This is a genomic window from Microbulbifer mixtoriginis (SeqCode), assembly GCF_052466765.1.
In genome coordinates, this window is sequence record NZ_CP174289.1 from 808,467 (window position 1) to 822,885 (window position 14,419).

The window sequence follows — 14,419 nt, forward strand, 5'->3', positions numbered from 1 at the left end:
AGCTTAGTTACTTCCAACTGCCCCACCAACAGTGGAAACAAAGGCCCCATCCCGGTGGCGTACCCAGGTATAGAGGCAGGAGGCCGCGATACCTGCAGCAATCAGCAGCCACACAGCATTGACAACCAGTGAGGCCCTCACAAAGGAATCCGCCCCATACAGGGAAGCGTGAACAACCACAGCCAGAATGCAGGCTGCGGTGGTAGCTCCGCGGAGCAACATAGACCAACCGGCAACAGTCCCCACAAAAGCAGCTATCACACTTAAAACGATTGTGGTCAACCAGAATACCTGAGCGGCAGGAATAGCAAAGGCCAGGTAAGTCACAGCACTGAATGCAATAGCAAAAGGAATTCCCCAGACCTGAGCCATCCAAATACGCTCAAGGCGCACCGCTGGCTGACCCCGCTGGCGCTTGCGCACCAACCAGATATTAATACCTGAAACCACCAGCACACACATGCCAATGCCCAGTAAGAAATAGGCAATTTTTACTGGGAAACCGGAGAAATGCCCGAAGTGCAGACGGAATGTGGAGAGGTATACTTGCTTGGCCGCATCACCTTCAGACCATCCCTCTTTTTCTATCAGGCTGCCATCACCATTAAAGTGGTAGCGCTCTCCCCAAACCAGCTTTTCAGGAACCCGTGTCCAAACCTCCACTACCTGCCCCTCGCGGCCAGGGAAGGCAACCTCAAGCTTAGTACGCTCCTCACCCGGTGTGATCTGCTCCATTTGTGCAAGTATCGCAGCAAAATCTGGAAGAGGCACCTGTGCGGCATTCTCTTTCATCACCGGGTGCTCGCGATACAACATATGCTCAACTTTCTCTGTATCCCCAGCAAAGAAAACACCAGCAATTGCAAAAGCCGCAACCTGTGAAAGTCCAATAAAAGCGCCGGTAATAGCAATCGCCAGGTGAAATGGTGCAGCCCAGACGCCCAGCCGGTTGTGCAAGTCCACTTGCTGCAAGCGCTTTGAACCCGCCAGGCGCAAAGAGAAAGCATCCTTAATGATTTTCGGGTGTGCCAATAATCCAGAGATAATCAGTGCGGTCATCAATACACCGATCAAGCCTACAAGAGGAACCCCCAACCCCAAGGGCAGATTTAGTGCAAAATGCAAATAGGCGAGGAAGTGCGTCCACTCGTGCTGAACCTCACCCAGCAAAGAACCATCCTCGTCGACATAACGCTCAATATCACCCACTTCCACAGTCAACCTGGGCATATCTGAGTTGGGGATGGTAAATTTTACTGATTCAAATTCTTCGTTTTGCTCTTTCGCCAGGGCAACCGCCTGTTCAGTGGCAAGCTGATATACAGAGGGACTGACATCGAGGTTTTCCAGCTCTGAAGCCTGCTCCCAGCGTTCAAATTCATTGTAAAAAACCGCAAGTGTTCCACTGACACAAACGATATAGAGCAAAGTGGAGATGGCCAGACCGAGAACTGAATGTCCGTCAGTCATATCACGCACAAAAGCAGGGGTTGGCTTTAGAGAAAATTTCACGTTGAATTCCTAGTGAGGTCTCTTTGATCTCAAAATCATTATTAGCTTACGCCGCTGGCATTACGGCAAAGCCACTCGCCAGTGAAAAAACTACTAGCGCTGCACTGGGGCGCAGCAATTTCTTATCCGCACTACACCAAACCATCGCCAGGGTCCAAACAATAACGGCAACAAAAGCGCCCCCTACAAGACGGGCACTCTCACCAAACCCGGTGAAGCCAAAATAAAGAAGGCCGGTCAAAAGACCACTGGCTGTTGGTAACAATGCGATAGCCAGGAAACGTAAAACACCTCGCAGCCATAATTGCAGCAAGGCCTCATTGGATGCCGCCCCGCCCGATCTCTGTTTTTCCTGCCGAGGGGGGCCGCTCGGCCAATCACCTTTTAATGCGAGCAAGGTCAGGGCGACCAGCATGGCCAGGAGAGTGGCAATACTCACACCATATTCCACCCCCACCACTGCACTCCAAGCGAATGCCGATAACAACAGCAGGCCCCAGCCACTCCAGCGGCGCAACGGCTGGGAGCCGCTACGCAGCCAGGCTGAATAGAGACTAAAAATACCGGCAATGGCAAAAATAGTGGCCAGTCCGGCAATAAAATAGAAGGAACTCGGCATAAATGTCACACTGGGAGATTTCGGCTCCCGCCCGATAGTGAAACGCAAAAAAGGGAGCTTGCCCACAGACTCCCCCTGCGGACAAACTCCCAGTCTACTCTAACTTAGAAAGTGTAACGTGCCTCAGCAGTCACGTAGCGACGCTCGCCGTAGAAGCAATCACCACGGCTCAAACAAGAGGTGGTGTGAACTTCATCGGTCAGGTTTTTCACATTGAGCTGGAATTTCCAGCTTTCCAGGGTGTAGCCGATGGTTGCGTCATATAAGGTGTAGGATGGATTTTCTGTGGGAAAATCTGCTGAGCCAGCAGGAAGGCCACCATAATAAAGTGCATAAAGTGGAAGCACTTTATCAATACCGGTATAACTCTCACCAACATGACGAGCACCTGCCCCAACGCTTAGACCGGGAACCCACTCACTAAAGTCATAGTTGCCCCAGAGAGAGAATTGCTCCTCAGGTACAGTCTCGATCTCAGTGCCAACCTCAAATGGATTGCTGCTTTCTAGCACTTCAGTATCCATCTGGCTGTAATTAGCCACTAGCGTCAGATTGCCCCACTGTCCACTGGCCTCAAGCTCAAATCCATCAATCTGCGCCTCACCGATTTGTCGGAAAGATCCGTCAAGACCGTAAGTTAAGCGATTTTTCTGCTTAATCTCAAAAGCAGAAGCAGTCATCAGGATATTAGTACCTTCTGGCTGGTATTTAATACCGGCTTCAACTTGCTCCCCTTTAACAGGCTCGTAGGTACCACCCTGGCTATTCGGATCGGCTAAAACAGCTTCAAAAGATTCTGAATAGCTAACATAAGGCGATACACCACTGTCGAAGGCATACATTAAGCCAAATCTTTTAGTGAGTTCCGTCTCTCTCTGTTTGCCACTTACATTTTTAGCAACATTACTTTGTGTTCTCGATGATAATCTATCTTCACGCAAGCCCAAGTTAAAAATAAAGTTACCAAGGCTAACTTGGTCTTGGAAATAAATACCTACCTGCTCAGCATTGACATCGGTATTTTCTCTATCCCGCTCTTCCAGTCCTTCTGGTACAGAACCATAAACCGGGTCAAAAATATCAATGTCGCCACCGAGGCCTCGCACTCTCAGAATGCTGTTATCGATTTCTGCATTCTGGCTATCAATACCTGCAGAAATCTGATGCTCAAAAGCACCAGTAGTCAACTCGCCTGATAAGCGCAGGTCAAAAATCAAAAGATCGCTTTTCGCATCTTTCATATAGACAGTGCGCGACACTTCACGAAGGTCTTTTTGTAAGCGCAGATCATGAGTGTAGTCAGCATACATTGAGTTGTAGTCGACATCCCCTTTTGAATAACGGAGGCCTGCATTGATGCCCCAGCTATCGTTTAAGCGATGATCAACCCACAAGCTATAAGCGGTTTGTTCCGTGTCGTACTTATCCCAACCTGGCTCACTAATAAAGGTATCGGTCGGGATTTCACCATTTACGTTATCAACAATGGTGCCGCCCCAAGGCAAGAAGGCCGCAGTGGTACCTGTGTTTTCTTCTTGATGGTTCACCAGGAAAGTAATTTCGGTATCCGCACTGGGGCGCCAGGAAATGGAAGGCATAAACAGAATGCTGTCGTCATCGACATGATCAACCTGAGCATCGGCATCACGAGCATAACCCACTACGCGGTAGAGCCACTCTCCATCGCTATCCAGGGCTCCGGTGACATCGCCAGCAATTACCTTACGATCATAGTCTCCGCCCTGCACCATCAGTTCACCACCAAACTCCTCTTTGGGGCGTTTGGAAACCAAGTTGACAATACCTCCAGTAGAACCCTGCCCATAAAGGACTGAAGACGGCCCTTTAAGAATTTCCACGCGCTCAAAAGCGTAGAGGTTTGCACGTGAGCCGGTATAGCTACCGAAGGTTGTTTTTAGTCCATCGACAAACATGACTGGGTCAACAGCACGCACGGTAGACCAATCGCCGCGAGCATCAACACCAAACAAGCCGCCATTCACTCCAGCAGAGTACTGCAGGATATCCTGCACAGATTTGGAGCCAGTAACATCGAAGAAGTCTTTATCGCGCAGAGAGATAGAGAACGGTGTTTCATCAACCGGAATATCTTGCTTACCAATAGAAGTTTGGCGGGACAGGTTCAACTCGCCGGTTACGTTAACCTCTTCAAGAATTTCATTTTTATCTTCGGCAGCAAAAGCTGTTGAACTGCCTGCAGCAACAGCCAGCGCCAGCAGAGAACGGCTAAGGCCGGAGATAACAGGAGAGGAGTTTTGGCGTAAACCTTGGAAACGAGCGGTGCCCATGGGGATCCCTCAACAATCATTGGAAGATTTTTGTTGCCACAGCTACTGCTGCCGACATTTGATGACGCGGATCTTAATAGGAATCGTTATCACTTACAACATTATTAGAACATTTTTTTACTAGTGCAACTCACCCAAGAGTCAAAGGCCTGTAAACAAACAGGCCCAAACCAAGAGTGCAAACGTAACTGGCGCAGTAAAAGAGATATGCTGAAGGCCTTAGGCCCGGTGGAGCTGATTAATACAGCCAATCAGTAAAGAGCTGAAATTAGCCAATATTTTTACATTTTGGCGGGGGCGTGAAGAGCCGGTTGGAAGGTGTTCGGTTAATTTTCAACCGGCACTTCACGGGAGGTGAGGCGCCCTGAGTCTCGGGCACCTCTGAAGGTAAAATAATTTTATGCTCCAGCGCGGATTAACCCTCACCGGAGCCAACTGCTAAGGCGTCGGATAGGTATAGCTGGCCTGCAGACCCAAAGGCATACCCAGGTTCCAGTAAAGAACGAGGAACAACGTCCAGCAGATCAGGAACACCACCGAGTAAGGCAGCATAATAGATACCAGAGTACCTATACCTGTACTCTTCACATAGCGCTGACAATAAACTACTACTAGCGGGAAGTAAGGCATCAATGGCGTAATGATATTAGTGGAGGAGTCACCAACCCGGTAAGCCGCCTGAGTCAGATCCGGAGAGAATCCAATCTGCATCAGCATGGGCACAAAAATCGGAGAGAGCAACGCCCACTTGGCGGAGGCAGACCCTACAAACAGATTGATGAACGCCACCAGTACAATAATCCCCATCAGGGTGATCGGGCCCGGCAGGTTCATAGCCGCCAGTAGACCACCCCCCTCAATCGACAACAGAGTACCTAGGCCTGAGCGGGCAAATTCGGAAATAAACAACGCACAGAAAAAGGCCATCACGATGTAATAGGCCATGGAACCCATGGTCTTGGACATCGCATCAATTACATCCTTACTCTTGTGGAAAGTCCCAGCGGCAAAGCCAAAAACGACCCCCGGGATAATGAACAACAGGAAGATCAGCGGCACAATAGACTTCATCACCGGCGCAGCAAAGGAGGCGAGCTGCCCCTGGGAATCGCGCAATGCAGAGGTCTCCGGCAACATCCAGGCGATAAGGCCAACAATGCCGGCAACCATTACGGTAACTGCCAGGTACATCGCCTTCTTCTCGCGGGCGCCCAGCTCCTGCATTACCGGCATATCTTCTTTATCGCCATCAATGGCAACATTCTTCAGGCGGGGCTCGATCACCTTATCGGTCAGCCACCAACCCAACATGGTCACCACCAGGCAGGATGCCGAGGTGAAGAACCAGTTGTTAAGCGGGTTGACCTGCATCTCCGGATCAACGATTTGTGCCGCGGTTTGAGTAAAGCCCTGGAGTAAGGGGTCAATGGCCGAGGGCACAAAGTTCGCCGAGAAACCACCTGACACGCCGGCAAAAGCGGCGGCAATTCCCGCCAATGGGTGACGACCGGCCGCATAGAAAATCACACCACCTAAGGGAATCACCAACACATAGCCGGCATCCACTGCGGTATGGCTGACAATCGCCACCAGAATCAACATGGGGGTAAGCAGCATCTGTGGTGTTACCGCCAGCAGCTTTTTCAGCACTGCATTGATAAAGCCACTCTGTTCCGCGACACCCACCCCCAGCATAGCCACCAACACGACGCCGAGAGGTGCAAAGCCGGTAAAGGTTGTCACCATACTGGAGAGAAAGCGGGCCAGCTCACTACTGGAGAGAAGATTGGTTACCTGAATCGCTTCTCCCGTGGCTGGGTGCAAAGTATCGAAACTCACACCAGATAACAGCCAGGACAGCACCCAAATGGCCACCATCAATACCAGGAAGAGCACCGCCGGGTCGGGCAGTTTATTACCCACAACCTCAATAAAATTCAGTGCCCGGTTGATCCAACCATTTTTGTTATTGGCATCATCGCCCCCAGTGGGACCTGCCTGAACATTTTCCATATTGAAACCCTGTACTTTCGTTATTTGTTATTAGAGTGAAAGGCGTGGGAAGAACCTCGTAACAGCAGCTCCCCACGTTGTAAAAATGGCTACTGGCCAATCTTGCGAATACCCACCGCGTGGCGCAACTTCTCGATAAAAGGTGCCGAATAGGCACGGGCCTTGGCTGCACCTTTCTCCAGCTCCTCTTCAATTTGGGAGGGGTTTTCAAGCAGAGCGTTATAGCGTTCACGCGCCTCGCCAATCTGGTCATTGACCAGTTCGAATAGCTGCTTCTTGGCCTCGCCCCAGGCAATGCCCTCTGCAAAAGCCTTGCGCATTTCGGCGGTTTGCTCCTGAGTAGCGAATGCCTGCCAAATTTGAAAAACCGTGGAAGTGTCCGGGTCTTTGGGCTCGCCCGGCTCCAGGAGATTGGTCTTGATCTTGTTGATATGCTTTTTCAGTTTTTTCTCAGGCAGGAATAAAGGGATGGTATTGCCGTAGCTCTTGCTCATCTTGCGGCCATCCAGTCCCTGCAGAACAGCCACGTGGTCATCCACGACCGCCTCGGGTAGGGCAAAATGCTCACCATAGTGATGATTGAAGCGCTGAGCGATATCGCGGGCCATCTCAATATGCTGCACCTGGTCTTTACCCACCGGCACCTTGTTGGCATTGAACATCAAGATGTCTGCGGCCATTAGGATCGGGTAGCTATAGAGACCCATGGTGACGCCAAAATCGGAGTCTTCGCCATCTGCACGGTTGGCATCCACGGCGGCCTTATAGGCATGGGCGCGATTCATCAAGCCTTTACCAGTCATACAGGTAAGCAGCCAGGTCAACTCGGGGATTTCATGGATATCCGACTGACGATAGAAAACCACATTATCTGTATTCAATCCCAGCGCCAGCCAGGTTGCCGCAATCTCCAAGGTGGACTGATGCACCTGTTCCGGGTCCTGGCACTTAATCAACGCGTGATAATCCGCCAGGAAATAAAAAGACTGGTTGTTCTCGTCCTGGCTTGCGGCGATGGCCGGGCGAATCGCACCAACATAGTTACCCAGATGGGGAGTACCGGTGGTCGTGATACCGGTCAATACGCGCTGTTTGCTCATAAATCCTTCGTTTTCCGTACTGAGTTCAGGCAATAAAGGAGGAATCATAACCTGTTCGCGCCCGAGGTTGTATCAGCCGAAGGCATCCACTTCCAGGCCTTGCCCCAGCCATACCGGAGTACGTATATCGCTGTCCCTAACGCCAAAACACCAGAGAACCCGACATCAGCAGAAAACTTCCCGCAGTACTGACTGGCTGAAACCCTGAAGGCTCTGCGAAAGTGGTAACGAAGAGTGGTGCAACTTTCAAAACCGACCAGCTGGACTGATAACTCACCGACTCCAGCGCCTTTCTATGTAGTACACCCCAATTCAACCTGTGCAACCTCACTGTGTGCCAATATGTCTACGTGTAAAGTCTTCCGCTTTCCTGTCATGCTGCTCTCCTCTCCTAATAACCAAATTCCTTGCACGTTCCGACTAAACCACAAAGAAAAAGTTATTGGCGCAAAGTTAGCGCTAATTGGCCTTCAGGCCAGTCGCAGCGGATAGCAATTATGAGGATACTATTCCTCATGCAGTGATATTGATCAGATATCGTCCGGCGATGATGGAAGCCAAAAACCGCTGTCCAACCATGCCTCCAGCACCAAAACGACATATAGAGGAAGCTTATGTATCAATTGTTTATTGGAAATAAAAACTACTCCTCCTGGTCTCTTAGACCTTGGTTGTTGATGCACCATTTGGAGATACCTTTTAATGAAAAGCTGGTTACCTTTGAGGAAGGCGGTAGTTGGGAAAAATTTCACGGCTTCTCTCCAACCGGACAAGTGCCCTGCCTGAAAACAGAAGACGTGACGATTTGGGATTCCCTAGCGATTACTGAGTACATTGCCGAAGACTTCCCGCAGGTCTGGCCGAGTGAGCGAGTAACTCGTGCCTGGTCACGCAGCGCTTCCGCAGAAATGCATTCTGGCTTTTCTGCGCTGAGAAATATCTGCCCAATGAACTGCGGCCTGAGCGTTAAGCTGCATGAAATTTCAGAGCCCCTGCAAAAAGATATCAAGCGGATTGATGAGTTATGGAGTGAAGGTATCCAGAGATTCGGCGGACCATTTTTGGCTGGCGAGGAATTTACCGCTGTCGACGCCTTCTTTGCTCCAGTAACAATAAGGGTCAAAAACTATCATTTACCTGTTAACAAAACCGCGAAGCAGTATATTGAGCTGATTCACAATCTTCCTTCAATGCAAAAATGGATAGCGGATGCGATTCAAGAACCCTGGAGGGAGACCGCTCATGAGGAGGAAGCCCGGAGTTTTGGAACGATTGTGGCGGATTTACGCCAAAAATAGCCCTTACTCGCTTTTTTAATTAGATGCATCCGGCCCCCAAAAAATTACTGATTTTTAGTTCTGGAGCATAGTTATTCATACAACACGCCCCGGTGCAGCCAAGTACAGCTGCATCGGCAACTGCTCTATGGCAGAATGCCTTACAAAAATTTGTTTTGTAAAACTCACTCTACAAGCAGGTAGAGGCAGCAGCCACAAGTTCCAATAGCCGTAATGTTACACACCAAGCAAGAAGCACCTTTAAACTATAAATTTGGATTTATTACAGATGCTTCACCCATTAAGCCCCTAAATTTTTCAGGCATGGTACTGGAATGCCAATTCGACCAGGACAATTATCAGGATGATTTGTATTCAAAGCTGGGTATCCAATTTCCATCTGAAATCACCCACGCTTATAAAAAACGCAAAGCCGAATTCCTTGCAGGCAGGTATTGTGCGCACCTTGCACTAAGTTATTTTGGGCTTATTAACACACCTATACCCATTGGCCCCAACCGAAGCCCTCTATGGCCAGCAGATATCTCAGGCTCTATCACCCATGCGGATAACCTTGCCATATGTGCCATAAACAATAAACCACAGGCCCTAGGCATTGATTATGAGCCGACAATCGCTATAAGTACTGCGAATGAAATAAAAAGCCATATAATCAACCGAGCAGAGGAAGTCCTTCTTACTGAAAGCGGGTTACCCTTCCGACAGTGGATAACCATTGCCTTCTCTACTAAAGAGAGCTTATTTAAGGCACTCTACCCTACTGTTAAGCAATACTTCGATTTTCTCGATGTCGAAATAGTGCATATTGACTGTAAAAACTGCAAATTAGTATTAACTATCAATCGCGATCTGTGTACCGCTGTCAGTAAAGGGCAGCTGTTTTCAGGAACCTATAGGTCCCACAGGGAGGGCATTATTACACTGGTTGAACATCAGGAATTATTGTAGGCGCTCTTGGACAAGAGTCTGGAGCTTCTCGATTGTATCGAAGTTAATATCCAGCCCTTTCATAGGGCCCAAGATTGCGTCGATAGATCAATAGCTTTCGCTCAAAAGAACACACGCAGGCACCATGTTGGTTGAGAGCACGGGAACTAACATGCAGTAAACCTTGATCGGGGCGTGATTTGGATTTTCGCTTACCCAATACTTCCGACTCCAAATATAAAGTATCTCCAGCGTAAACCGCATCCACTTTGCAATTTACCATGCTCAAGTTAGCAACCACTTTACCAAATGTCCGGGTTGTCAAAGCCATTGCACTCAAAACAAAGGCCTCAGGCACTCTAACTCTGTCACCATAAACTCTACGAGCATAGCGTTGGTCAGAATATCCAGGGCTCAAATCAAAAGAGTGGCGTGCATAGCGTAAGCAGCTAGCCTCAGAGAAAGTATGACCTGGCCGATGCTCGAATACCTGCCCTTCTTCGAAATCTTCAAAGTCAACACCACAGGTTTCGATATAGGTATTTGGCTCAACCTCCCTGAGAAAATGTAACGAATCCTTCACAACTTTCTCCCAACCAAAATAGTTTTCAATAATTTTTTGCGGAAAATGGCAGATGTTCTCGCTTGTAAACCAGCATGGTACAACGTATCTCACAAGTTTTTTGTTGTTTTTGATTGGAGCCGCTCAGTAAAATCTCAATCAGGCCAGACTCCGAATCTTTCAGATTGGCACCGACAAACAGCACTTCACTTTCGGCATATAAAGTATCACCTCCAAATACCGGAGCCAGCATATCAATACCACCCCACTCAACAATTCTCTTGCGACGGTAGTAAGTTTTCCAAATCATACCCATTAAACGCTGAACGATCAGAGTTGTATTAATGAGAGGTCTTTTAAATTCGGTGTGTTCGGCATAGTACTCATCAAAATGAATCATCGCCTGGTTAAAAGTATTCACACACTCTTCGACATTATCTTGCTGACTGATCGTCACCCCCGGTCGGTGACGAAAAACCTGCCCCACCTTAAAATCCTCGAAATCCAAACCATAACGCTCCCGGTAGCGATTATTGCCAAGAAAAATATACGCGGGGAAACGATATCGATCCATAAGAGCCCTCTGCTTTAGGCATTAATACCAGTAGTCCTGCTTGAATTACTGCCTATCTACCAAGGTAACCAATTTTCTCGCCCGTTCTACCACTGGTAGATCCACCATGCGCCCATCAACCACCACTACGCCACTGGGATTCTCTTTAAACGCCTGTACGATTTTTCGCGCTCTTTGCACAGTTTCTTCTGTCGGGGAAAGCCCTTGGTGAACAGGGTCGATTTGCCTTGGATGCAAAACTATTTTTCCACGAAAACCTAATGCGGCTACATTTTGGGTTTCCTGTAACAAACCCTCAAGATCCTCTAGATCCAGATATGGGCCATCCACAGCATCTATATGCGCGTATGCCGCAGCCTGTAGAATACGACCCCTAGCGTAACGCAAGGATTCCCAGCTTATGTCCGCCCCCACTTCTGCACAAAAGTCTGCAAAACCAAAACCAATGGCCAGTACATTATCGGAACTGGCGATATCCAAACTGTTCTGCAGGCCTTTTGCCGATTCAACCAGCGGCAAAAGCCCGATTGATTGCTCAACTGGAGCCAACAAGTCATTAAACCAACTGATTTCTTCGGCAGATTCCACTTTGGGGAGAATTACAATATCTGGTTTTGACCCCATCCCCAACAGTAACAAAACATCCCTTAACCCTGCCTCTGATGACAATTGATTGATACGCAGCGCTCTCAAGGACGATTGAGTGTCTGGAGGTGGAAAAAATTCTGCTACATTCTGTCGCGCCGCCTTTTTAAACTCAGGAGCGACGGCATCCTCTAAATCTATGCAGGCTATATCTGCGCCACTCGTGAAGGCTTTTTGATACCTATCCGGTCGACTGGCAGGCACAAATAAAATGCTGCGACAAAGAAAGCTCTTCTTTATATGCATAGCAGTAGTATTCACTTATTGGCCCCATTCCCCGACCGCTCTTGTACCCATGCATAGTAGCAGCCGACCTCCGCCTTAAAATAAAAGGTACATTAGATTTAGCAATAACCTTGCCTATACAAAGAACCTTCCCGCTATACGCTTTATATCTAACCTAAACTTGCACTCACCAATATAGAAATCATCGGGAATGTCACTCTATGCTCCCCCTGAAAGACGTACGCGTGGTTGCTGTAGAGCAATATGGTGCCGGTCCTTTTGGCACACTCTATTTGGCTAATTTAGGTGCGGAAATCATCAAGGTGGAAGATGTCTCTCTGGGTGGTGATGTAGGCCGGACAGTTGGCCCTTACTTTGTAAAAGGCGAAGAGGAGGAGGAAAACAAGGATAACAGCAGTTTGTTTTTCCAAGGGTTTAATCACAACAAAAAAAGCCTGTCACTCAATCTCAGAACCGAGGAGGGACAGCAGATACTGCAAAAACTTATTGCCACTGCCGATGGAGTTAGCTGTAACCTTCGCGGCGATGTCCCAAAAAAGCTAGGCATCACCTACCAAGCCTTAAGAAAAATTAATCCACGAATTGTGTGTGCCCACCTTACGGCCTATGGCAGAAGTGGAAGCAGGGCAACCTGGCCCGGTTATGATTACCCCATGCAAGCAGAGGCGGGATATTTCAAATTAACAGGAGAACCCGACAGCCCCCCCACACGCTGTGGGCTCTCTTTGGTGGACTTATCTACGGGAGTAGCTATGGCTCTGGCCCTGGTATCCGGTATCCTCAGTGCCCGGGAAACGGGTCGCGGCCGCGATATAGATGTCAGTTTATTTGATAACGCGCTGTATAACCTCTGTTACGTCGCCATGTGGCAATTAAATGCCGGTCACAATCAACAGAGACCGCCTCGCTCTGCACACTTTTCCCTAACCCCCTGCCAGCTGTACACCACCAAAGATGACTGGATTTACTTGATGTGTAACAAGGAAAAATTCTGGGTTGAGCTGTGCAATGCCGTAGGGCACCCAGAACTGTGCCAAGACCCAAGATTTGTTGACTTTAAAGCGCGCTTAAAACACCGCGACAGCCTAACGGCTGAGCTGGACAAAATTTTCTCAAAAAAAACTACAACAGAGTGGCTCACTATACTAACCGGCCGGGTGCCTGCAGCTCCTATTTATGATGTTGAGCAAGCCCTGAATAATCCTTTTGTTACGGAAACCGGCAGAATTCGCTCCATGACTAGCGATGCGGGCAACGAGATCAAAATCCTGGCGCCATCAATACACTGTGGAGATGAAACGGTAGAATTCCGGCGAGCTCCACATATGGGGGAAGATAACGAGTCTATCTTACAAGAATTGGGTTACTCAGCCGAAGAGATCGGAAAATTCGCCAAACAAGGTATCATCTAGCCCAAATAGCTCAGCTTCTACGAGATTATTTAAACACCTCGAGCAAGCTGGAAAAATTAGTCCTGAAACTCAAATGCCTCCGCTAGCAGCAGCTCTCGTAGGGACTGCCATTGATCTTGCGGTAAAGAAATAGACACTGTTACCTTGCTGGCATAATCCGCCTGGCCGCAACTGCCCTGATGACGGGCCACCAAAAAACGCAAGCGGGATTCCTGGGCAAAATCACAGCATACAGAAGCCTGCTGTAACGGCACAAAGCTCTCCAAAGGCATAGCCTGTAAAGCAGCCCCCACCGATCCCCGATAGGCACGCATCAGGCCGCCAACCCCTAATTTGGTTCCACCAAAATAGCGGGTCACTATAGCGCCCACATTGCCAACACCCTGCTTGAGGAGCAGCTCCAGCATTGGGCGCCCTGCACTGCCGCCGGGCTCACCATCATCATCGGCTTGCATCATAGTGGGGTTGGCGGGATTGCCGATAATCAACGCCGTGCAGTGATGACTGGCATCTGGGTACTGCTGGCGAATTTGTTTGAGTTGATGCTGAAAGGCCGTTTTATCCGTTACAGGTCCCAACCAACAGATAAAACGGCTTTTCTTCTCTTCAGTCTCACTGACAACGGGAGATGAGGGAATCTGATAGGTCACCGGCAAATGCGTCCCAGTGCTGGCTTTTTAGTTTTTCGTAAAGTGGCTGTAGTTTAGTTTGCCACACCTTATCGTCCACGATGCCAACGTGTTTACAACGGATAGTGCCCTCGGCATCCACCAAGAAGGTTTCTGGAGCACCAAAGACTCCCAGGTCCAGGGCCAGTCGCCCGTCCCTGTCGGCAACGCTAAAGAGATAGGGGTTGTGAAATTTATCCAACCATTTTATGGCCGCTGAATCATCGTCCTTGAGGTTAACACCAATAATAGGTACGCCCTGCTCTGCAAGGGCGTTGAGGTAGGGGTGCTCAACACGGCAGGCCACACACCAGGTGGCCCAAACATTGAGAAGGTGCGGCCCCTTGGGCAGGTCGCCTTTTTGCATGACTTGCTTGTTATCAGCAACCTTTTCCAGGGAAAACTCCGGCACTGGCTTATTCAACAATGCCGAAGGCATTTCCTGGGGATTCAAAAACAAACCACGCCAAAACAAAAGCGCCAGGGCCACAAAAATTATCAGGGGTAAAAAGAGTTTTAATCTCGACATTTAAT

The 14,419-nt window shown here is 49.0% G+C and carries 13 protein-coding genes; 3 read left to right on the plus strand and 10 right to left on the minus strand.

Annotation, left to right across the window (positions count from 1 at the left end):
* Positions 1-3 precede the first annotated feature (3 nt).
* The 5 genes from ACJJIV_RS03450 to ACJJIV_RS03470 form a co-directional block, all read right to left on the minus strand.
* Entirely contained in the window at positions 4-1,512 is a 1,509-nt protein-coding gene (locus tag ACJJIV_RS03450) for a PepSY-associated TM helix domain-containing protein (protein WP_444890757.1), read from the minus strand.
* Between the two features lie 46 nt (positions 1,513-1,558).
* The gene (locus ACJJIV_RS03455; protein ID WP_444890758.1) at positions 1,559-2,197 is read right to left on the minus strand and encodes a hypothetical protein; all 639 of its coding nucleotides are present in this window, start codon (positions 2,195-2,197) and stop codon (positions 1,559-1,561) included.
* Positions 2,198-2,235: 38 nt separating this feature from the next.
* Positions 2,236-4,440 (minus strand): TonB-dependent siderophore receptor, encoded by a 2,205-nt coding sequence (locus ACJJIV_RS03460; protein ID WP_444890759.1) that lies wholly within the window; start codon positions 4,438-4,440, stop codon positions 2,236-2,238.
* Between the two features lie 438 nt (positions 4,441-4,878).
* The gene (locus ACJJIV_RS03465; RefSeq protein ID WP_444890760.1) at positions 4,879-6,453 is read right to left on the minus strand and encodes an AbgT family transporter; all 1,575 of its coding nucleotides are present in this window, start codon (positions 6,451-6,453) and stop codon (positions 4,879-4,881) included.
* An 89-nt stretch (positions 6,454-6,542) separates the two neighbouring features.
* Positions 6,543-7,553, minus strand: a complete 1,011-nt coding sequence (locus ACJJIV_RS03470; protein ID WP_444890761.1) for a tryptophan--tRNA ligase — start codon at positions 7,551-7,553, stop codon at positions 6,543-6,545.
* Between the two features lie 614 nt (positions 7,554-8,167).
* Between ACJJIV_RS03470 and ACJJIV_RS03475 the strand changes: the two genes are divergently transcribed.
* Together ACJJIV_RS03475 and ACJJIV_RS03480 are read left to right on the plus strand one after the other, a co-directional pair.
* Positions 8,168-8,851: a glutathione S-transferase family protein gene (locus ACJJIV_RS03475; protein WP_444890762.1), complete on the plus strand. Its 684-nt coding sequence runs from the start codon at positions 8,168-8,170 to the stop codon at positions 8,849-8,851.
* Positions 8,852-9,064: 213 nt separating this feature from the next.
* Positions 9,065-9,799 (plus strand): 4'-phosphopantetheinyl transferase family protein, encoded by a 735-nt coding sequence (locus tag ACJJIV_RS03480; RefSeq protein WP_444890763.1) that lies wholly within the window; start codon positions 9,065-9,067, stop codon positions 9,797-9,799.
* Between the two features lie 43 nt (positions 9,800-9,842).
* On the opposite strand, the gene ACJJIV_RS03485 is transcribed toward ACJJIV_RS03480, so the two are convergent.
* The 3 genes from ACJJIV_RS03485 to ACJJIV_RS03495 are packed head-to-tail and all read right to left on the minus strand — an operon-like array spanning position 9,843 to position 11,820.
* Complete coding sequence (locus ACJJIV_RS03485) at positions 9,843-10,361, minus strand: MaoC family dehydratase (RefSeq protein WP_444890764.1); 519 nt, start codon at positions 10,359-10,361, stop codon at positions 9,843-9,845.
* A 25-nt stretch (positions 10,362-10,386) separates the two neighbouring features.
* Entirely contained in the window at positions 10,387-10,914 is a 528-nt protein-coding gene (locus ACJJIV_RS03490; RefSeq protein ID WP_444890765.1) for a MaoC family dehydratase, read from the minus strand.
* Between the two features lie 45 nt (positions 10,915-10,959).
* A complete protein-coding gene (locus ACJJIV_RS03495) occupies positions 10,960-11,820 on the minus strand; it encodes an HpcH/HpaI aldolase/citrate lyase family protein (protein WP_444890766.1) in 861 nt (286 codons plus the stop codon).
* A 185-nt stretch (positions 11,821-12,005) separates the two neighbouring features.
* Here ACJJIV_RS03495 and ACJJIV_RS03500 point away from each other — a divergent pair, with 185 nt between their 5' ends.
* Positions 12,006-13,217, plus strand: coding sequence for a CaiB/BaiF CoA transferase family protein (locus ACJJIV_RS03500; protein WP_444890767.1), 1,212 nt, complete (start codon positions 12,006-12,008; stop codon positions 13,215-13,217).
* A gap of 56 nt (positions 13,218-13,273) precedes the next feature.
* Here ACJJIV_RS03500 and ACJJIV_RS03505 read toward each other — a convergent pair whose 3' ends face one another.
* Together ACJJIV_RS03505 and ACJJIV_RS03510 are read right to left on the minus strand one after the other, a co-directional pair.
* On the minus strand, positions 13,274-13,867 hold the full coding sequence (locus tag ACJJIV_RS03505) for an IMPACT family protein (RefSeq protein WP_444885462.1): 594 nt from the start codon (positions 13,865-13,867) through the stop codon (positions 13,274-13,276).
* Positions 13,830-14,414 (minus strand): DsbE family thiol:disulfide interchange protein, encoded by a 585-nt coding sequence (locus ACJJIV_RS03510; protein WP_444885463.1) that lies wholly within the window; start codon positions 14,412-14,414, stop codon positions 13,830-13,832. The genes ACJJIV_RS03505 and ACJJIV_RS03510 overlap by 38 nt, the downstream gene beginning before the upstream one ends.
* Between the last annotated feature and the right edge of the window lie 5 nt (positions 14,415-14,419).